The organism is Rhodococcus sp. FW305-130, from assembly GCF_058788335.1.
In genome coordinates this window covers 14,544-33,374 of the sequence record NZ_JBYTAP010000014.1, presented here as the reverse complement: position 1 = coordinate 33,374, position 18,831 = coordinate 14,544, and the positions used below count along the sequence as shown (strand labels likewise).

23 protein-coding genes are annotated in these 18,831 nt (G+C 61.2%); 8 read left to right on the top strand and 15 right to left on the bottom strand.

The features are described 5' to 3' along the window. The first annotated feature begins 86 nt into the window (after nucleotides 1-86). A complete protein-coding gene (locus tag AC3WQS_RS30085; protein ID WP_020908344.1) occupies nucleotides 87-1,115 on the top strand; it encodes a phosphotransferase family protein in 1,029 nt (342 codons plus the stop codon). Here the strand turns inward: AC3WQS_RS30085 and AC3WQS_RS30080 are convergent. From AC3WQS_RS30080 to AC3WQS_RS30070, 3 genes are read right to left on the bottom strand one after another with little or no spacing between them, the layout of a single operon-like run. After that, nucleotides 1,112-1,561 carry an acyl-CoA thioesterase gene (locus AC3WQS_RS30080; protein ID WP_492712839.1) on the bottom strand — a complete coding sequence of 150 codons (450 nt, stop codon included), beginning with the start codon at nucleotides 1,559-1,561 and terminating at the stop codon, nucleotides 1,112-1,114. The two genes, AC3WQS_RS30085 and AC3WQS_RS30080, sit on opposite strands and share 4 nt — an antisense overlap. Next, complete coding sequence (locus AC3WQS_RS30075; protein ID WP_003941402.1) at nucleotides 1,558-2,796, bottom strand: benzoate/H(+) symporter BenE family transporter; 1,239 nt, start codon at nucleotides 2,794-2,796, stop codon at nucleotides 1,558-1,560. Before AC3WQS_RS30075 ends, AC3WQS_RS30080 begins: the two co-directional genes overlap by 4 nt. A gap of 36 nt (nucleotides 2,797-2,832) precedes the next feature. Further along, the gene (locus tag AC3WQS_RS30070) at nucleotides 2,833-3,306 is read right to left on the bottom strand and encodes an Lrp/AsnC family transcriptional regulator (protein ID WP_003941284.1); all 474 of its coding nucleotides are present in this window, start codon (nucleotides 3,304-3,306) and stop codon (nucleotides 2,833-2,835) included. Nucleotides 3,307-3,408: 102 nt separating this feature from the next. On the opposite strand from AC3WQS_RS30070, the gene AC3WQS_RS30065 reads away from it, so the two are divergent. Further along, entirely contained in the window at nucleotides 3,409-4,032 is a 624-nt protein-coding gene (locus AC3WQS_RS30065) for a LysE family translocator (RefSeq protein ID WP_003941342.1), read from the top strand. A gap of 22 nt (nucleotides 4,033-4,054) precedes the next feature. Next, complete coding sequence (locus AC3WQS_RS30060; protein ID WP_315874107.1) at nucleotides 4,055-4,891, top strand: sulfurtransferase; 837 nt, start codon at nucleotides 4,055-4,057, stop codon at nucleotides 4,889-4,891. Between the two features lies 1 nt (nucleotide 4,892). Here AC3WQS_RS30060 and AC3WQS_RS30055 read toward each other — a convergent pair whose 3' ends face one another. Together AC3WQS_RS30055 and AC3WQS_RS30050 are read right to left on the bottom strand one after the other, a co-directional pair. Next, complete coding sequence (locus AC3WQS_RS30055) at nucleotides 4,893-5,354, bottom strand: DUF6328 family protein (RefSeq protein ID WP_003941357.1); 462 nt, start codon at nucleotides 5,352-5,354, stop codon at nucleotides 4,893-4,895. Between the two features lie 13 nt (nucleotides 5,355-5,367). Then, nucleotides 5,368-6,186, bottom strand: a complete 819-nt coding sequence (locus AC3WQS_RS30050) for a shikimate 5-dehydrogenase (RefSeq protein ID WP_492712840.1) — start codon at nucleotides 6,184-6,186, stop codon at nucleotides 5,368-5,370. A 127-nt stretch (nucleotides 6,187-6,313) separates the two neighbouring features. Here AC3WQS_RS30050 and AC3WQS_RS30045 point away from each other — a divergent pair, with 127 nt between their 5' ends. Further along, nucleotides 6,314-7,888 carry a molybdopterin-dependent oxidoreductase gene (locus AC3WQS_RS30045; RefSeq protein WP_492712841.1) on the top strand — a complete coding sequence of 525 codons (1,575 nt, stop codon included), beginning with the start codon at nucleotides 6,314-6,316 and terminating at the stop codon, nucleotides 7,886-7,888. Here AC3WQS_RS30045 and AC3WQS_RS30040 read toward each other — a convergent pair. Next, nucleotides 7,875-8,510, bottom strand: coding sequence for a TetR/AcrR family transcriptional regulator C-terminal domain-containing protein (locus AC3WQS_RS30040; RefSeq protein WP_492712842.1), 636 nt, complete (start codon nucleotides 8,508-8,510; stop codon nucleotides 7,875-7,877). The two genes, AC3WQS_RS30045 and AC3WQS_RS30040, sit on opposite strands and share 14 nt — an antisense overlap. Nucleotides 8,511-8,668: 158 nt before the next feature. Here AC3WQS_RS30040 and AC3WQS_RS30035 point away from each other — a divergent pair, with 158 nt between their 5' ends. Further along, nucleotides 8,669-9,901: a metal-dependent hydrolase family protein gene (locus AC3WQS_RS30035; RefSeq protein WP_021334169.1), complete on the top strand. Its 1,233-nt coding sequence runs from the start codon at nucleotides 8,669-8,671 to the stop codon at nucleotides 9,899-9,901. A gap of 1 nt (nucleotide 9,902) precedes the next feature. Here the strand turns inward: AC3WQS_RS30035 and AC3WQS_RS30030 are convergent, their stop codons facing one another. Together AC3WQS_RS30030 and AC3WQS_RS30025 are read right to left on the bottom strand one after the other, a co-directional pair. Then, nucleotides 9,903-10,604, bottom strand: a complete 702-nt coding sequence (locus AC3WQS_RS30030) for an HNH endonuclease family protein (protein WP_492712843.1) — start codon at nucleotides 10,602-10,604, stop codon at nucleotides 9,903-9,905. A gap of 80 nt (nucleotides 10,605-10,684) precedes the next feature. Further along, the gene (locus AC3WQS_RS30025) at nucleotides 10,685-11,635 is read right to left on the bottom strand and encodes an NADP-dependent oxidoreductase (RefSeq protein WP_492712844.1); all 951 of its coding nucleotides are present in this window, start codon (nucleotides 11,633-11,635) and stop codon (nucleotides 10,685-10,687) included. 25 nt (nucleotides 11,636-11,660) lie between these two features. Here AC3WQS_RS30025 and AC3WQS_RS30020 point away from each other — a divergent pair, with 25 nt between their 5' ends. From AC3WQS_RS30020 to AC3WQS_RS30010, 3 genes are all read left to right on the top strand, one after another. After that, a complete protein-coding gene (locus tag AC3WQS_RS30020; RefSeq protein ID WP_492712845.1) occupies nucleotides 11,661-13,139 on the top strand; it encodes a recombinase family protein in 1,479 nt (492 codons plus the stop codon). Between the two features lie 17 nt (nucleotides 13,140-13,156). Beyond that, the gene (locus AC3WQS_RS30015) at nucleotides 13,157-13,690 is read left to right on the top strand and encodes a hypothetical protein (protein ID WP_317828847.1); all 534 of its coding nucleotides are present in this window, start codon (nucleotides 13,157-13,159) and stop codon (nucleotides 13,688-13,690) included. A 406-nt stretch (nucleotides 13,691-14,096) separates the two neighbouring features. Then, nucleotides 14,097-14,414 (top strand): hypothetical protein, encoded by a 318-nt coding sequence (locus AC3WQS_RS30010; RefSeq protein ID WP_492712846.1) that lies wholly within the window; start codon nucleotides 14,097-14,099, stop codon nucleotides 14,412-14,414. Nucleotides 14,415-14,450: 36 nt separating this feature from the next. On the opposite strand, the gene AC3WQS_RS30005 is transcribed toward AC3WQS_RS30010, so the two are convergent. From AC3WQS_RS30005 to AC3WQS_RS29975, 7 genes are all read right to left on the bottom strand, one after another. Then, nucleotides 14,451-14,858 carry an HNH endonuclease gene (locus AC3WQS_RS30005; protein ID WP_492712847.1) on the bottom strand — a complete coding sequence of 136 codons (408 nt, stop codon included), beginning with the start codon at nucleotides 14,856-14,858 and terminating at the stop codon, nucleotides 14,451-14,453. A gap of 304 nt (nucleotides 14,859-15,162) precedes the next feature. Further along, nucleotides 15,163-16,569 (bottom strand): phage major capsid protein, encoded by a 1,407-nt coding sequence (locus AC3WQS_RS30000; protein ID WP_492712848.1) that lies wholly within the window; start codon nucleotides 16,567-16,569, stop codon nucleotides 15,163-15,165. Nucleotides 16,570-16,595: 26 nt separating this feature from the next. Beyond that, entirely contained in the window at nucleotides 16,596-17,162 is a 567-nt protein-coding gene (locus AC3WQS_RS29995) for an HK97 family phage prohead protease (RefSeq protein WP_446695756.1), read from the bottom strand. A 228-nt stretch (nucleotides 17,163-17,390) separates the two neighbouring features. Beyond that, nucleotides 17,391-17,699 carry a hypothetical protein gene (locus tag AC3WQS_RS29990; protein WP_492712849.1) on the bottom strand — a complete coding sequence of 103 codons (309 nt, stop codon included), beginning with the start codon at nucleotides 17,697-17,699 and terminating at the stop codon, nucleotides 17,391-17,393. 83 nt (nucleotides 17,700-17,782) lie between these two features. Continuing rightward, nucleotides 17,783-18,133, bottom strand: coding sequence for a hypothetical protein (locus tag AC3WQS_RS29985; protein WP_492712850.1), 351 nt, complete (start codon nucleotides 18,131-18,133; stop codon nucleotides 17,783-17,785). Nucleotides 18,134-18,194: 61 nt separating this feature from the next. Then, on the bottom strand, nucleotides 18,195-18,419 hold the full coding sequence (locus AC3WQS_RS29980; protein ID WP_143538668.1) for a hypothetical protein: 225 nt from the start codon (nucleotides 18,417-18,419) through the stop codon (nucleotides 18,195-18,197). Next, nucleotides 18,416-18,682, bottom strand: coding sequence for a hypothetical protein (locus tag AC3WQS_RS29975; RefSeq protein ID WP_492712851.1), 267 nt, complete (start codon nucleotides 18,680-18,682; stop codon nucleotides 18,416-18,418). The genes AC3WQS_RS29980 and AC3WQS_RS29975 overlap by 4 nt, the downstream gene beginning before the upstream one ends. Nucleotides 18,683-18,831 lie beyond the last annotated feature (149 nt).

Below are 18,831 nucleotides of genomic sequence, written 5' to 3'. Positions count from 1 at the left end.
GTATCAGGACCGGAACTGCGAACTGGCGAGTAACAAACGTGTCGGTACGGCCAACCGATCGGAATTCAACCGCTAGCATCGGTGCGGTGACTGCAGTCGGTTTGAACGAAGAAGCTGTTTCCGCGTGGATCGCCGAACTGGGGGTCGGCGCTACGACACCACTGACTTTCGAGAGGATCGGTAACGGGCAATCGAACCTGACCTACTCCGTGACGGATGCGGGCGGAGGACGGTGGGTACTGCGCAGACCTCCACTCGGCACGTTGTTGGCGTCCGCGCACGACGTCGTTCGCGAGCACCGCATCCTGTCCTCGCTCCAGGGAACCAAAGTGCCGGTTCCGAAGATCCTCGGCATCACGGAAGATCCGGAGATCACGGACGCTCCGCTGGTCCTCATGAGCTACATCGACGGCGTTGTGATCGACGGCGTTCCAGTGGCTCAGAAGTTGACCGAGGACGAGCGTCGCGCGGTCGGATTGGCGATGCCGAAAACCCTCGCAAGCATCCACGGGGTTGACCTGGAAGAGACCGGCCTCGACGATCTGGCCAGCCGCAAGCCCTTTGCCGAGCGTCAGCTCAAACGGTGGTCGGCGCAGTGGGAGAAGTCGAAGACCCGCGATGTTCCTGACGTCGACAGGTTGGCCGAGATTCTGCACCGAAACATTCCGGAACAGAACGAAGTGACCTTGGTTCACGGCGACTTCCACCTCAACAACGTCATCACCGACCCGGTCGAGGGGCGCATCGTTGCCGTCGTCGACTGGGAGCTGTGCACGTTGGGGGAGCCGCTCGCGGATCTCGGTGCGCTACTCGCGTACTGGCCGGAAGCCGGTGACAAAGTTGCCGGTCCGTTCATGGCGTCCACGCTGGAAGGCTTCCCGAACCGCGACGAGCTGGTCGCTGCCTACGTCGAGGCGACCGGCCGCGACGTGTCAGCGGTCGGATATTGGCACGTACTCGCTCTGTGGAAGCTCTCGATCATCGCCGAGGGCGTGCTGCGACGCATTCTCGACGATCCGCGGAACAAAGCCGAGCACGGCGGCCCGACGGTCGCGCTGATCGACGGAATCGTTGCACGCGCCGTCTTGACGGCAGATCAGCTCGGCCTGAGCTAGTTTTCGGTCAAGGTCCCGGCTGCTGATCTGATCGCAGCCGGGATCTCCACCGGCTTACGGGTGTCGGCATCGACGTAGACGTGCACGAAGCGCCCAGTTGCAGCAGGTTCCCAATGGCCGCTTGCGACCTCGTGGAATATCGCCAGCGCGTAGACGATGCTCTTGGTGCCCAGCTTCTCGACGGAGATACCCACCTGCAACTGCTCGGGGAACGACAGTTCGCTCAGGTACCGGCACGACGTCTCGGCGACGACGCCGATGGCAGGCAGATTGCGGATGTCGGTTCCAGTGGAAGACATCAGCCAGGCGTTGACCGCGGTGTCGAAGTACGAGTAGTAGGTCACGTTGTTGACGTGGCCGTAGTGATCGTTGTCGTCCCACCGCGTCGGGACGGGCCAGAGAACGGGAAACTCGCTGATCGACGGGGGCGTCTGCGCTGTGCTCACGGCTTCGACTGTAGTGAGGACTTTCGCGAGAGTGAGGGCAGGGTGGTGCCCTGTAGGACTGCACGCACGATCAGCCCCACCAACAGTGCCCAGAATGCCGAACCGATTCCCAGGATACTGACCCCGGATGCGGCGATCAGAAACGTGACCACGGCGCCTTCACGTTCACTCGCCTCGCTCAGCGCCGACGTGAGGGCGCCGGCAAGCGTTGCCAGGAGCGCCAGTCCGGCAACAGTTTCCACGACTCCGGCCGGTGCGGCGGCTACCAGAGCGGCCACCGCGGCCGCGCCGGCAGCGAGAACGAGATACGCCCAGCCTGCGGTGAAGGCAGCGATCCATCGACGTTTGGGATCCGGATGTGCGGTGGGGGCGGCGGCCAGGGCCGCGCTGATCGCCGCGAGGTTGATCGCATGGCCACCGGCCGGTGCGCCGACGATGGTGCCGATACCCGTCACGATCATCGACGGCCGCCAGGGAACGGTGTAGCCGAACGAATTCATCACGGCCACACCGGGAATGTTCTGCGAAGCCATCGTGACGATGTAGAGCGGAATCGCAATGCCGATCATTGCCTGCCAGGTCCACGACGGCGCGGTGAGATCGATGCGGGGAATCATGGCGCCGGCGTCGAGCACTCGATCCGATGTGACGAGGCTGATCCCGATCACGACCGCTGCTGTGAGAAACGCGAGCGGAACCGCCCATCGCTTGGAGAAGCGCTGCGCGGCAAGCCAAACCAGGATGACGGGCGCGACCGCTGCCGGTGCGTCCCGGACGGCGATGATCGGCGCCAGGCACAACGGCATCAGAACCCCGGCGAGCATCGCTTGCGCGAGGGGCGTCGGGATTGCCGAGATGATCCTTCCGAGCGTCGGCCACAGTCCGGTCAGCACGATCGCGATTCCGACGACGATGAATGCTCCGACCGCGGCCGGCCACCCACCCTCGACCGCTCCGGCGCCGGCGAGCAGAGCGGCACCGGGCGTCGACCAGGCCAGGGTGATCGGCATCCGATACCGGCGTGAGAGCCAGAGCATTCCCAACGCTTGGGTCACACACAGAACCAGCAGTCCGGACGCCGCCTCGGTCGCGTCCGCACCGACAGCCGCGAGGCCGGTGAGCACCACCGCGAACGAACTGGTGAAGCCGACGAGGGCCGTGACGATGCCTGCGCTCATCGGTTGCGAGTTGCTGCGAACGGCTTCCGGTTCGGTGGTATCTGTGGAGTCCGACATGGTCAGTGATTCTGCCCGACCCGCCCCAGACCCGATTTACCTGTCCGGTCGGATGGGTGAGGTGACCGCTTTGCCGTAGATGAGGTGCGTTTGGGCGTGCCAGACCTCGGGATGTGCGGCGAGGTGGTCGATCAATACTCGCTGTAGATGAGCACTGTCACGGACCGCGACGTGGAGGAAGAAATCCTCAGGCCCCGAGACGTTGAAGAGCGCAAGCGTTTCCGGCAGTGCTAGGGCGTCGGCGGTGAACCGGTCGACGAGGTCGCGGCGGTGTGGTCGCAGTTGAACGGCGATGATCGCCTGCATCGACCGGCCAACGGCTGCCGGATCGACAACCGCGTGGATACCGCTGATCGTTCCGTTGGCACGTAGGCGTCGTACGCGCTCGTGGCACGAGGACGTCGCCAAGCCGACTCGATCGGCCAACACCTTGTTGGTGATCGACGCGTCGTTCTGCAATTCGGCCAAAATCTTCCAGTCCACCGGATCCAGAGGCTCATTCTTCGTCATCTGCCGAACTATATCCGGAGTCGTTTTGAACTTCCCGGATCCAGTTGCACACTCCTGGCATGAACATGTGTCTCGAATCAGCTCGGGTGTGAGGTATTTCGGATGAGTGTCGGTCAATGGCTTGCTTTCGGCTCCCTGCTATCCATCGTCCTGTTCACGCCGGGACCGGATTTTGTCCTGATCCTGCGTCATTCTCTGGCAGATCGTCGGACCGGCGCGGTGGTGGCCGCCGGTGTGATTTCCGGGCTCTTCGTTCACACCGCTGCCGCGTCACTTGGTCTCTCCGCACTTGTGGCGACACGGCCACAGTTGCTCTCTGCGCTCACATACGCCGGGGCGGCATATCTGACCTGGCTCGGTATCTCCGCGATTCGAAGTGCTTTCAAAGCCCGAGCCTCGGACGAGGGAATTCCGGCAGCGAAAGAACCGATCGCGGTCACCACGGCATTTCGCTACGGCTTCCTCTCGAACCTGCTGAACCCGAAGGCGCTGTTGTTCTTTCTCGGGCTACTCCCGCAATTCATCGAGCCGGGTGAAGGCGCAGGGCTGCGCACGTTGATGTTGGCGGGCGCGACGGTGGTCGCCGCGGCACTGTGGTGGGCGATCGTGGTGGTGTTGGCGGCCGGAGCCGGCAAGAAGCTGCGTCGTCCTGGCGTCGGCAAGCGAATCGACGTGGTGACGGGAGTGTTGTTGGTGGGTCTCGGTGCCTTCTTCGGGGTTGCATGAGTGGTCGTGTCAGGATGGGTTCATGACACTTCCCGTGCTGATCGACGTCGAAGAACTGTCCGCTCTCATCGAGGCCGGCGCTGCGCCGCGATTGCTCGATGTCCGATGGGCGCTGGGTGATTCGAACGGCGAGCAGCATTTTCGCGACGGCCATATTCCCGGCGCGGTCTTCGTGAACCTCGACGAGGAACTTGCCTCGCCGCCGTCGCCGGACAAGGGAAGGCATCCGCTGCCGAGTCTCGAAGACCTGCAGGACGCTGCGCGTCGTTGGGGAATCGACGACGGTGATTCGGTGGTGCTTTACGACGCCACCGGCAACACGGCCGCTGCCCGTGGTTGGTGGCTGCTGCGGTGGGCCGGGCTCTCGGATGTCCGACTGCTCGACGGCGGACTACAGGCCTGGGAGTCCGCGGGACTGCCGTTGGCGGCGGGTATCGGTGAGTCGGCCACTCCGGGCAATGCGACTTTCACCGGCGGCAACATGCCGACGGTCGACATCGACGGCGTCGGCGACTGGACGCGTGCGGGCGGTGTGCTTCTCGACGCCCGAGCAGGGGAGCGGTACCGCGGCGAGGTCGAGCCGATGGATCCCGTCGCGGGGCACATCCCCGGTGCGGTGAGCGCGCCGACCGCGGAGAACATCACCGGCGACGGTCGGTTCCTGGATGCGACCCGCCTGCGTGAGCGGTTCGCCGGACTGGTCGCCGGAGACAGTGTCGCGGTGTACTGCGGATCCGGAGTAACTGCAGCGCATGAGATTGCGGCACTCGCGATCGCCGGTTACGACGCGACGCTGTTCCCGGGCTCGTGGTCACAGTGGTCGAATGACAACACTCGCGCCGTCGACACCGGAGCCTGAGTCAGCTCTTGGTGCGATCGATGAATGACGGCACGAGAAACCACAGTGCCGTGAACATGATCGCGGCGCACGCTGCCAAAACCTTTGCGGCAACTCCGCCGACGGCGACCTCGGCGATCAACAGGACCGTGCCGGTCATGGAGGCGGCCAGAAAGGCTATGCCGCACAGGGCGAATCGGTTGGCCACGGGCAATATGTTCTCGCGGTGCCCACGGCGGAAGAGCATGCGATGCCAGACCGCGGGTGCCATCAGGAACCCGAACGAGATGGCAACAAGTATCACCGTCACCAAGTGGATGCCGCGGATGTACGCCGACGCTTCCTCGTAGCGTTCGGTGAATGCCACGGCCAGCAGGAAGGCAAACAGGATCTGAACACCAGAGAGCGCGACGCGCAGTTCTTGCAACAACTCGTTGAAGTTCCGCGCGAGTTGTTGAGGTGGAGTCTCCCCGGTCTCGTTCACGGCGACGTGGTTCCTACGCCCGTGAGTATTCCGACGCTCGCTGGATCTGCTCCGCGCTCGGACGCACGCCGGTGTAGAGCACGAACTGCTCGGCGGCCTGAAGGGCAATGACCGACGCTCCCGTGATCGCCGTCTTGCCGAGTTCGGTCGCCAACGCGATCAGTGGCGTGTTCGCAGGCATCGCGACGACGTCGAAGACGACATCGGCGGCGCGCACTGCTTGTTCGGGGAACGACAATGCATCTGCTTCTGCACCGCCGGACATACCGATCGGAGTGGCGTTGATCAGCACACCGGGACGAAGCTCACCGAGTTCGGCCTGCCAGTCGAAGCCGTACTGCTTCGCGAGCGACGACCCCACTTGCTGGTTGCGGGCGATCACGGTGACGTCGGTGAATCCGGTGTCGCGCACCGCGGCGACGACTGCTTTTGCCATGCCACCGCTGCCGGCGACAGCGACGGACAGGCTCGTGTCGACGTCGTTGTCGCGCAGCAGATCGGCCACCGCCTGATAGTCGGTGTTGTAGGCGTGCAGCACTCCGGACTCGTTGACGATCGTGTTCACGGAGTCGATGGCGCTGGCCGAATCGTGCATGACGTCGATGTGCTCCATGACCTGTTCCTTGAACGGCATCGACACCCCGCAGCCTCGAATCCCGAGTGCTCGGATGCCGCCGATCGCGGCTGGCACGTCTTCGGTGGTGAAGGCTTTGTAGACGAAGTTCAGGCCCAATTCCTCGTAGAGGTAATTGTGAAACCTCGTGCCGATGTTGCTCGGTCGCCCGGAGAGCGACATGCACAGGAGCGTGTCCTTGTTGAGGTCGACGGTCATTGTCCCCACTCTAATCGCGAGTTCGGCGTAGTTCTTGATAGACGAGTGCACCCATCCGGATGTCCCGCAGCGCCGAATGTCGGGTATCCGATCGAAGCACCACTCGCACCGACAGAGCCGAGACGACATGGTCACACAGAACATCGACGAGCACCCGAGCACCGAATCTCGTCCGCCGCGTCGTAGATGGGCTGCTCACGCGATCTCCGGAGTGTTGGCCGCGGCTGTCGTCCTGGGCGTCGGTGAACTGGTTGCGCTGCCGATCAACCCGGACGCGTCGCCCTTCTACGCAGTTGGGGCAACGACCGTCGACCGAACCCCGGCGTGGGCTCGCGAGTTCGCGATCGACACCTTCGGCACCAACGACAAGCCGGCGCTGTTCATCGGAATGTCGATATTGATCGTTCTGCTCGGCGCGGTGGCCGGGCTGTTGGAACGGCGACGCCGCCCGATCGGCAGTGTCATCCTTGTTCTTCTGGGCGCGGTTGGTGTGTATGCGGCGATGCAGCGCCCGACTGCCGATGCGATGTACGTGTTCCCGACACTGGTCGGTGTGGTGGCGGGCGTTGCAACACTGCGGCTGCTGATCACACAGTTGGAGGTGCCGCTCTCGCCTGGCGTCGCCGACTCGTGGTTGCCTCGTCGTCAGTTCCTTCTGCTGGCAGGTGCGGCGTTGGCAGTGGCTGCGGCAGCGGGTGCCGCCGGGAAGTTCGTGGGGCAGAGAATCGCCGGAGCAGTAGCGAATCGTGAAGATTTTGTCGTGCCCACCGCCGCTGACCCGGCGCCGCCGATTCCGGCGGGTGCGGACATCGCGATTGCGGGTGCGTCGACGTACATCACGCCCAACGACGACTTCTATCGAATCGACACTGCACTCCTCGTTCCGCAATTGACGACGGATTCGTGGGAACTGCGGATTCACGGAATGGTGGACAGCGAGATGACGTTGTCGTTCGACGATCTGGTGGCGCGAACGCCCATCGAGCGAGTCATCACGCTGACGTGTGTTTCCAACGAGGTGGGCGGCGTTCTGGCCGGGAACGCGAAGTGGATCGGTTATCCCATGAAGGACCTGCTCGACGAAGTCGGTGTCCATCCCGACGCCGACATGCTCCTGTCGACCAGCGTCGACGGCTTCACAGTCGGCACCCCGGTCGAGATAGTCACCGACGGCCGTGACGCGATTCTCGCCGTGGCGATGAACGGTGAGCCGTTGCCGTTCGAGCACGGTTATCCCGTTCGGCAGGTAGTTCCCGGCCTGTACGGTTTCGTCTCCGCCACCAAGTGGGTGACGGAGTGGGAACTGACGCGTTTCGACAAGGTCGAGGCCTATTGGACCCAGCGCGGTTGGGGTGCGCAGGCACCGATCAAGACGTCCTCGCGTATCGAGGTGCCGGCAGCTTTGGCGCCGATCGAGCCGGGCCAGGTGCTGGTGGCGGGAACGGCCTGGGCGCAGCATCGCGGGATCGAGAAGGTCGAGGTTCGCGTCGACAACGGCGAATGGCAACCGGCGACACTGGCGGAGGAGTACTCGATCGACACCTGGCGTCAATGGTCGTGGATGTGGGATGCAGGCTCAGGTTTGCACACCGTGCAGGTCAGAGCGACGGATTTGGACGGGAACGTTCAGGTGGAAGAGCGCACTCCACCGATTCCCGGCGGAGCCACTGGATGGCATACGAGGTCGTTCACCGTGAAGTGACAGGTAGATCCGAATGGGATTCGGTATACAGGCGGACGACGCACTGGGCCATCCATCCAGCGATCAGCGTTCGCAGGCCGAAGTCGAAGGTGTCGTCGGTTCGCAGTGGGTTCGCCCCCTCACGCGTGACCTCGCTCGGGTTGGAGGATTGAGTCCACGCGACATCCGGCGTCGAGAGTTTCACGACGGATCCGAGAACCAGACTGTCCAACGTGGAAATTGCGTGACGCGTATCGGTCGAATCGAAACCCCCGTCCGAAAATGCTTGAACCAGTGCAGTATCGATATCAAAAGTCACCTCGGTGCGGACGCTGCGTGTCATGAGTAGCGGGATGAGGCGCCAATGTTCGACGGCAGCTCGGCGATATGCCCACCCCCACGCGCTGATCCGTTCGCTCCATCCTGCGGGTGGGTGGGGGACAGAGATCGACGACATCACGCGGATGCGCATGAGTTCGACGATCTCGGATCGACCCGAAATATGTGTGTAGAGCGAAGACGGAGTCACGTTCAGTTGCTTGGCGATCCCGGGCATGGTGAAGTCGCCGGTTGCGTCGACAGCATCCAGAGCCGCGTCGGTGATGTTTCGCGTGGACAGTATCGGCTGAGTGGGACGCGGCATCGATTCTCCTGGTGAGGGATTCGTCGGCAATCTCGGACTTGATCGATTGATGACAACTCCTTGATTTCGGGAGCCGGTATGCATCATACTAACCGAACCCTATTCGGTATGTCGGCGGAATCTTCCGGCGATCAGTACACGTCGGAGGAACATTCAATATGTCTGTCGTATGGCTGACCGGTGCAACGATCATCGACGGCACGGGCGCCGACCCGATCGAGAACTGCGCTGTTGCCGTGGAAGATGGCCGCATCAGTGCACTCGGTGGAACGCCGCCCGCGGGGGCGGAGGTGCTGGACTGCACCGGGCTGACAATCACGCCCGGCCTCATCGACGCACACGTTCATCTCGGTGGATCGAGCGATCTCGCACCGAGTCTGCGGCGTCAGATCTCGGTAGCCGAGCTCGCTGCAGACATGTTCGCGACCTGCGCATCGACCCTCGACGGAGGATTCACCACTGTTCGTGACTGCGGCGGAATCGACGGTGGACTCGCCGGAGTTGTCGCCTCGGGCAAGATTCCGGGTCCGCGGATCATTCAGTGCGGCCCGATCCAGTGCCAGACCGGTGGACACGGACACCTGGCGGCCGAGTGGGAGCCGACTTCGGACTGGTCCGATCATGACATCCCCGGATTACGTTGTATGTCTCTGCTTTCCGACGGTCCGCACGAAATGCGAAAGAACGTTCGCGAGACGTTCCGCAGGGGTGCGGACTTCCTCAAACTGTGTGTTACCGGGGGAGTGGTATCGACTCATGACAAGCTCACCGATACCCAGTTCACGGTCGACGAGATCGAAGTTGCCGTCGAGGAAGCCAATGCGCGCGGTACCTATGTCACGGTGCATGCCCACAACAACGAGGGAATCCGAAACGCTGTAACTGCCGGCGCGAAATGCGTCGAGCACGGCTCAGGTATCGACGACGAGACTGCCAAGTTGATGGCCGAGCACGACGTCGCGTTGGTGCCGACGTTGGCTGTGGTGCAGGCACTCTCGGACAGCGCGGCGTCAGCAGGTCTACCCGAATCGATTTCGGCGCGGATCGGCCAGATGATGCAGGGTCAGATCGACGGGCTTCTTGCTGCTCGAAATGCCGGCGTCAGAGTGGGATTGGGATCGGACCTCATCGGTACCGATCAAACGGGCCGGGGAATGGAGCTAGTCCTGCGCGCCAAGGTCGAAACCCCGATGGACGCATTGGTTTCCGCTACCCGGATCAACGCCGACATTCTCGGTATCGCCGACGAGGTCGGCACCATCGAAGTCGGCAAGTTCGCCGACCTCGTTGCGTTCCGCGGCAATCCGTTGACGGATCCGTCCATCTTCGCCGATCGTGAGCGCATCGCACTCGTCATTCAGAGCGGTCGAGTGGTGAAGGACGGCCGGTAGCTCAACAGCGAGTGGCGAGTTCTGTCAACGCCGAGTGATCCGCCCGGCTGACCGGTAAGCCGTAGGAAATCGCGACGGTCAAGTACTTGCCGGCGTAAAAGCATCGGTATGCAGGATCGGGCGGCAACCACTCACCGGGCGTGCTGTCGCCTTTCGACTGGTTGTCGGGGCCGTTGACGGCCAACAGGTTCAGTGACGTGTCGTTCGCGAACCTCATCCGAAGCGCGGGCGTCCAGGAGTTCGCGCCGAAGTCCCAAGCCGCGGCGAGTGGGAAGACGTGGTCGATCTGGACGGACTTGGCCTGGCTGCGTTCGAATTCGATGCGATCACCGGAGTACGGGTCGGTCATCGCGCCCGACAGTACGACGCAGTCACGTGTTCCCGGTTTGAACACCACGTCCGAGAGATCATGGGCCAGAACGTTGTTGCGGGTATCGCACCCGTCGTGGCCACCTGGTGCGTCCTGGTCGTCGGACCAAGCGGGGCCGAAGACGCAAGCCTCGCCGTTACCGCAGCCGCGCTCGTATCCACCCGGATGTGGTCGGTTGTCGACAATCGCGGTCCGGGACAGCAGCGATTCGAGCTCCGATCGTGTCGGGCTGCCCGGGGCCGACTCGAGACGCTCGTCCCCGAACCATCCGCAGGACGCGACGAGACATACGAGCGCGAGCGTCGACAGGATCGCAGATAACCGTGCAACCACCTGTGCCCCCGCCCGTCGTAGACGGTGATTCAACGCCGCCCGTCGTAGAACGTGATTGAACCATCGGGGGCCGACAGAAATCAGCCGAACTCGATCACCACTTTGCCGGCTGAATGGCCGTCTTCGACTGCAGCGAGCGCTTCCCCAGCGCGGGAGAATGGGTAACGGCCGGACACGGACGGGTCGAGGGTCCCGTCGGCCACGAGCGCCGCGACCTCCGTGAATACTGCTGTAGTTCTTCGGCGTTCGACACCACCGCCGCCGAGTCGGCTCGCCGCCAGAGGATCGGCGATGCTCAGGATCGGCGCGTCCGGTCGGGCGAGCTCAGCGCCGCGAGTGAGAGTGTCCCCGCCGACCAGGTCGAAAACCGCGTCCACTCCGCCTGGGGACAACGCGGACACTTCGCCTGCAAAGGCGTCTCCCGACGCAACCCACCGTGCTCCCGCTCCCTCGATCGCGGTTCGCTTGGACTCACTCGCGACGCCGATGACGTCGATGCCGCGAGACACCGCAAGCGCGGTCGTGCTGCGACCAACGCCGCCGCCGGCACCGAGGAGCAGGAGTGTCGCTCCGGGCTTGAGCCCGAGATCGTGGAGAGCGTCGTAAGCCGTTCCCGCCGCAACCGTCAGCACCGCGGCATCGGCCCAGGACACGGTCGGCGGCTTGTGTGCTGCCGACGAGACGTTGAGCAATGTCGACGCGGCGTAGCCGCCGAAGCCGGTAGCGGTAGCGCCGAACACTTCGTCGCCGACCTCGAACTCGGTGACCCGCGGACCTACTCCGATGACAACACCAGACACTTCGCGGCCCAGAACCGCAGGCAGCGTCACCGGGACAGTATCTTTTCGAGTACCCGCGCGAACTTTCCAGTCAGCTGGGTTGACGCCTGCCGCTCGGACCGACACCAGCAGTTGGCCGGCACCCGGTGGGGGCAGGGTGACGTCGAAGTAGGACTGTGTGTCGGGTCCGCCGTACTCGGTGAAGCCGTATGCCAAAGTCACCCATATAGAACTACCATGTGACCAGGGCATTCGCAACGATTGGAAGGTACCAGCCATGGCGTCGATTGATGGAGCGGTCATCTACTGCCGCGTGTCCAGTGACCAGTCAGGCCGTGCGAGGTCGGTATCGGAGCAGGAAGCCGATTGCAGGCGCACGTGTGAGGTCGAAGGGTGGCCGGTGATTGATGTTGTGGTCGACAACGACATAGGCGCGTCTCGGTACTCCCAGGGCACTCGTCCGGGCTTTCTGCGCCTGCAGGCACTACTGCGGCGTGGTGTCGTCTTGGTGTCCTGGGAGTCGTCTCGGATCACGCGCAAGCTCGGTGAGTTCGCAGAGCTACGGGATTTCTGCGCAGACCTCGGTGTGCAGTGGTTCGTCGGCGGGCGGCTGTACGACTTGAACGAGCCGAACGATAACTACATGCTCGGTATCGCGGCTCAGAATGCCGAACTAGAGGTAGCACTGTCGCGCAAACGAATCATGCGGGCGAAGGATCGGACCGCTGCCACAGGGACGCACAACGGGTGGATGCCTTTCGGATATGTGCGCGGCCCCGAGGGCTGGACTGTGGACCCGGAAGCCGCGCCGATCGTCCAAGAGGCGGTGCGCCGACTGCTGGCGGGTGATTCACTGCGAAGCCTGGCAAAAGAGTTCGCAGAACGCGGAGTGCCCGCGCCTAGTCGTGGTGTGGGTAGGCAGGGGAGTGGTTGGGCGAAGATCGGCGGCAAGGGTTTGCGTTCGATGGTCCTGAGTCCGACCTATGCCGGAATCCACGTACGTCGGCGGCACGACAAGCAAACCGGCGAACGGGTCGAGATCTCACGTACACGGGGCGATTGGGAACCGCTTATAACCGAAGGCGAACACGCTCGGCTGGTTGCCATGCTCACCGACCCCTCTCGGTCCCGTACCTGGGGAAGTCAAGTAACGCATCTACTTTCGGGCATAGCTACCTGTGAAGTGTGCGGCCAGGGAGTCAAGCATTCCAATATGAAGTCAGACCTTCGGCCTCGATACCGTTGCCCAGACAGTCACGTGAAGCGCGCTGCCGACGAGCTGGACAGGCATGTGGAATCGGCTGTAGTGGAGTTCTTTTCGGATCATGTGCGTGCCGCTGCCGCTATGTATGGTGACGACAAAGCTGCCAGGGAAGCTGCCGAACTGGCCCGCGAACTGAGACAGCAACTCGACGCTGAAATCCTGGAGCTGACCAATGCCAATATCTCGGCGTCCACACGGGCACGCATGGCAGAGCAGATGGAACAGTCCCTACTGCCGAAGATCGAAGCCGCCGAAGCCAAAGCGCGTCAGGTAGGTAATCCGGTATTGCAGAAGTTTGCTAATGGAGCCACGCGAGAAGTGTGGGATTCCCTCTCCATTCTGGATAGGCGTGAGGTGGTCAGAGAGTGCTTGAAGGTGACGATTCTGAGAGTGAAGGTGCGCAATCCGCGTAGAGTATTCGACCCCGACACTGTGGAAATCGTGCCGAAGAAGATAATTTCGATTGACTCTGACTGGTGGAAGACGGATTAGGCGGTAGGCTCTCGCGCATGTCAGTTGCCGCCCTTGTGTTGTCGATAATCGCGTTGGTCTGGGGCTTCGCCCTGACATGGCTTAAGTGGCCGAGGATTGCAGTAGTCATCCGGCAATCGGCAATTATCAATGTGCCGACCATTGTCTCAATCGTGAGCATGGGATCTTCCGCGCAAAGTGATGGCCCCCCACCGACTCCAGCCACGGGAACGGTTGAAGATGAATTTACGTTCGTCGTTCTCAATCAGGGAGCCGAAGCGACGACTGTCGCGAACATCGGTATTCGCTCGGAGGATCGTTCGGTCAATCTGAACTACGAAGGGCATCGCGATGTATTTGACGGCCCGGACCTCCCGGCACGCGTCGAAGCTCACGGGTGCCTCGTGTGGACAATTAGAGACGAAAAGCTGAGCCCAATTCCGCATGGAACGGCAATAGTTGGATATGCACAGCGGTTTAAACCAATCCGCAAATATCCGAAAACGAAGCGCAATATGCTTCGGACCACAGAGACAGTGATAACCACACATCGAAATGGTGGAGTTCGGTGAGCGTTTGATAATTCGCCCAGGCTGCCTACAAGAAAATTGGGTAATGGCGTTTCCCGGCTAACTTCTCGGGTCGATTATCGCCATCCCATGGCAGATTCTCTTTTGGACCCTCCCGCAAGCCACATGCAGCGCATGGAAACGCTCTGACCTGCGGTTATGCGCAAGGTAGTTGAAAAATGCAACAGAGAGAGAAACGGTCGGAGGCAGGGTCTTGCTCGGTGTCTGCGAATATCGGAAACATGCACCCCCCCTACCCGCTGGTCCCTACCATCCATTCCTCTGCCTACCTAGTGCCATTAGCGCAATCCAAAACAATTGATTAGTGTCATTGTTAGTGAGGGAATGAATCACATTAGCGATATGTTTTCCATATGGAATTCACCAACTGGAAGGGGTGAGTCAAACAATGGCTACTACACAGGCAGTGAGCGACTGGAGCGCGTTGGTACGGCAAGAGCTGCCACAGGGCGTCACGGTTCGCAAGGTTGGATGGAAAACATTGAAGGTTGCAATAGCAATCAGTGCAGTGTCGATGCTGCTTGCACTTGGTCTGGTGCTAGTGGTGGCGTGCATGGTGGCTAACGTAGGACGCAATGCACCATTGGCGGTGGTCACTAGCAGCAACAGGAAGCAGTACAAGATGCATTGCAAGACAGTGCATGTCAGTGGGTTCAGCATGATTGGCAAGGCATTGCAAGGTGTGTATGAGTTCACAGTGAAGTGATGTGTTGGTGTGACACATACTGAGATGCACAGTGGCTTACCAGATCTGGCTACCATGCACGTCGTCAGGTCCAACAGGTTCGATGGGTATCAGGCTTGGCTTCGGCTGCGCTGTTGTTGTTCCCGGTGCTCGGCGGCTACGTCGTCTGAACGGTGCGCGGTAGGGCTCTGCTGTGGTACCTGCCAGCTGTCGGCCCTCTCGCTTGCCACTGTTGCACTTCATATGTGCGGGTGCGGTATTGGCATGGTCGAACAATGCACCCCCTCGACTGACCGGCACGATGTGATCCACAGACAAACCCAATCGTGTTCTGCCGCTTGCATATGGGTCGATGGGTTCGTTGCAGAGATGGCAGGTCCAGCCCCCGGCAGCAGGTGTGTTCTCCTTGTACCACTTGCGAATCGCGACCCACCTCGGATCGTGCAACCACCACGAGTTCGACATTGCTCAGTCTCCAAGCGTTTCAATAAGTTTGAGTTTCTGTAGTGATACACCAAAGGCCCTATCCCCCATAGTGACTAAGGGACAGAGCCTTTGGTGGGTAGATGATGCCGCGTTCGATATGGGAACCGCCACTACCTATCCGAGTCTTCTACTCCCGGAATCCTTTGAGGGCCACAGGGGGAGTCGCCGGACAAGCAAAACATCTCCCTGTGGCCCAAGGTGACCGGCTAAGGCTCGCACGCGCTCTGCCGGTCGGCCCTCCCGATGATGCGACACTCACGAAACATCATCGAGAGGGAGTTCATCAGGCCGTGGTTGCGACGTTCAAGAGCCGGAATGCGTTGGCGTTCACAACATCGGAACCAACACGGCGATGCATGTACAAACCGCGTTCGCCGGTCGGCCTACGGTTTGATCCCATGAGGTGCGGAACCAGTTCGACAGTCGTGCCGATGCGATCCACGATCACGAAATTCGAGAAGTCGCCGTACACCAGCGCGTAGTTGGCTGCGGTCACTGCGGCGTTGATCGTGCCGTCCATTCCCGAAATTTCGTGCAGCGGTCGGCTCAACAGGTTTGCGGGTACTGCCTGCGCCCCTGGGAACTTCAGCGCGCCGTTGGTGGTCTCGAACTGCCGGATGGTGTTCAGGATCGCCAGGTTGCCCGCGAACGATGCATTGGGCTGCCAGCGCGAACCGAGTGCCCCTTGCAAGGTGTAGATGTCTGCCGACGTGAGCGCTTCACCGGCTGCCGGAACGATCACAGATCCACCAGCGGCCACAAGGGCAGTGATGAGACCCGTTGGCTGTCCGGTGCCCGATCCGGTTGCAAAGGCCGCGTTTTCGAGCTGCAGTGCCGAATCAGCGAGCAATGCCTGCAACTGACTGAGCAACTGCAAACCATCCTCTTCCAGTTCAATAGAGAAGGGAACCCAACTGGCTGCCTTGTGAACAGGGATCGGCTCGGGTGCCAGCGTCGGTGTTGCGTCTGCGGCCTCGGCTGCTTCGGCCAACCACTCGGATGTGACACCAGCGGAGCTGACACCATTCCAGGCGTTGGAAGTGGTCTGCACGACCCGCGAGATTTCGCGAAGCGGAGAGACGCTACCCGCGTTGGTCAGGATGATGCTTGGGTCCAGATCGAAGGGCACCAAATGCTTTCCGGTACCGCCTGCACCCTCGATAAGTCCGCGAACCTGGTCGGCGTCCCGGTAGGACTGAGACTCTTCCGGCGTCCAGAGCAAGTGCCCGCGCTCGGGGTTGACTACCAGTTTGGCGAACGCGCTGCGGTAAGCATCACTGCCGGTCACAGCTGCCAATCGGGCCACAGTGGAATCGGTGCCCACCAGTGCCTCGGAAAGTGTTGCAGCGGCGTCGGAGAGTCGTCCGGCCTTGTGGCTGCGCTCGATGTTACTCAGCGCTGCATCCCTGGTCGGGTCGCTGTCCTTGCGTGCGCGAGTGCTGGGAGCTTCGACGTGTCCGGAAGTGCCCGCCAGCTGCAATAGGCGCTGTTCCTGTTCGCGTACGTGGCAGAGAAATTCGATCTCGTCCAGTACCGTTGCCAGTCGCTCGGCCTCTTCCGCATTGATCGCTTCGCTGCGTGTGGTGAAGGGTTCGACATATGCCTGATGCTCGGTGAGCTTGGCTGCCCGCTCTTCTCGGTTCATTGTTCGGAGTGCGTCGAAACGCGCGTCCTTCGTATTGATCTTCATAGCTGTTCCTTTGGAGTGTGAGGGCTTTACAGCCCGTACGTTGCTTTGAGTAGCCCTAGACGGGCCGCTAGTTGATTCGAGTCGAGTTGTGGGAGTCGAACTGCCCGTACGCCCGCGATGTGTGCCTGCTCGTAGGCAGGGAACGACACCACCGATACCTCGGTCAACTTGGACTCGTAGTGAGTTCGCTCGGTTCTGTTGCGATTCCATGTTTCTCGAATCGGTTGGAATCCCACAGAGAAACTGTCGAGTGCTCCATCCCGGATGAGTTCGAGTACCTCGTCTCCCGCTTGGGTGGCGCTGACTCGGAACTCACCGTAGAGACCTGCGGTGTCTTCCCTGAGCAACACTGCGCGGCCAAGTGGATTCGTGGTGCGCTGATGCTGAGAGAGAAACTTGATCCGGTCGCCGCGCTCGGCAATGGATCTGGTGAAGGCCCCGCGTTTGAATGTTTCCTGGTAGTCGCCGTCGTAATCGCTGATCTGCGTCGGTGAATCGAACGGGACCACGATGCCGTGAACTGTTCGACCGTCGCCGCTGGAGCGGATTTCGAGGTCATTCGAGAGTGCTCGCGTGTAAGAATTGCGTGACATGACAGAGTCTTTCGTCGCTGAAATAGAGGGAGCTAGGTTGCTCCAGAAACCTCTACAGGGACGTGACGTGGTGATCCGCAAGGGATTCCGGCGTTCGATCTGCTCGCTGCTGGCGGTCCCGGCTGATACCGGGCGACCTAGCCTCTTTAGCATAGCTAAGGATCTGGGATTGTGCCAAGGCTGTGGACCCCGGACAGCCCGCACTGCCAGGGGTCCACAGGGATTCGGTCAGTCGGTGAGTTCGGCGATAGTGTCCGGGATTTCATCGGCAGAGGGCACATATTCGAGTTCTGGGCCGCTCGGGTCGCAGTCATCCAAGATCCAATCCGCGTCTGCCATCACCAACACACGATCCGGGAATGCTGCCGTGCGGAATTCGACCACATGATCTTTCACGGTGTAGCTCACTCCCGGATTGTCTGCGATCGCTTGCTGTTCATCGGGTGGAAGTTGCTCGATAGCCATCTCGGTCAGCCGCGAGACCTTCCACTTGAATAGCTCGATACCGCGTAGTGCTGAGTAGTTGTCGGTAGTCATTGTTCTGTCCTCCGTGATCGTAATCAGGTGTGTAGGTTCGAATTCCGGTAGTTCTCCCGGTAGCCATGGGATGGTCGCGGCTGTCATTGCTCGGTGTCCTTGTGTCCGTAGTAGTAGCCCTCATTCGGTCGGTAGACGTGTACCGCTGGGGTGCCTTGCAATTCGTAGGTGATTCGTAGTTGCTCGCTGAGTCTGTCTACGGCTGCCACCACTGCCGCCAGACTTGCCCGCACTCGGTCCTCGGCTAGTTGCTTGTGAATCTCTCCGCGTGTCAGGTTCGGGTGTCGCCGTAGTGTTTCGACTACAGCGAATTCGAGTTTGCGTCTACGTGCTGCGGCCTTGTCGAGTTTCTTCGATCGGCGTCGTCTGGTCTCGGCGGTTACGTCCAACTTGGTGATTTCGCCGTACCTCGGGTCATTCCACGTTGCCGTCATCGTCTGCACTCGTCCAGAACTGCAATCATCACGACCAGTACCAGGATTACCGCGAAGCTAGTCATAGCCAGACCGATTCCGTAGTGCGCCAACGACTCGCGAACCCTCGGCGGCTGTCCGGGACTCGGGCCACCAGTTCTGCTGCCTCGCTTGCCGCCAGAGCGTCGAGAACAATCGGCAAGGGTAGTTGAGTCCGGGATGCCAGTTCGGACGCTGTGAGGGCACCAGGCGCGGCTTTGAGTGCAACGATCACGCGTAGCGCTTCGGCCACAGGGGATCTGGTCATGGCCGGTCTGCGATCGTCGGCACCGACTCGACCAGCCCGCCGTTCTTCACATCTTGAGGCGTCGGGATACCCAGAATCTTGGCTCGAAAGACTTCGGTCATGCGGGTGTCGAGGTATTCGAGTTCGATCGGCGCGAAGTGTTTTCGGTAGCACTTGAGGCAGTAGTGCTCACTGTCTTTCGAAACCAAAAGTAGTATGCCGTGCAGTGTTTCGATTCTCTTGCCGCAATCGTTGCAGTGGCGCTTGCCATTGTTGGTGATCACTTGCCTTCTCCTTCATTCGCTGTCCGGCAACCGGTTTCGGCCACAGGGAGGAAAAGCACTATTCGGTTGTCGTTGTAATCGCAAGGGATGCACGGCGTTTGCTTTTGGCGAGCGAAGCGAGTTGCCCTGTGGCCCCCAACGGATCGCTT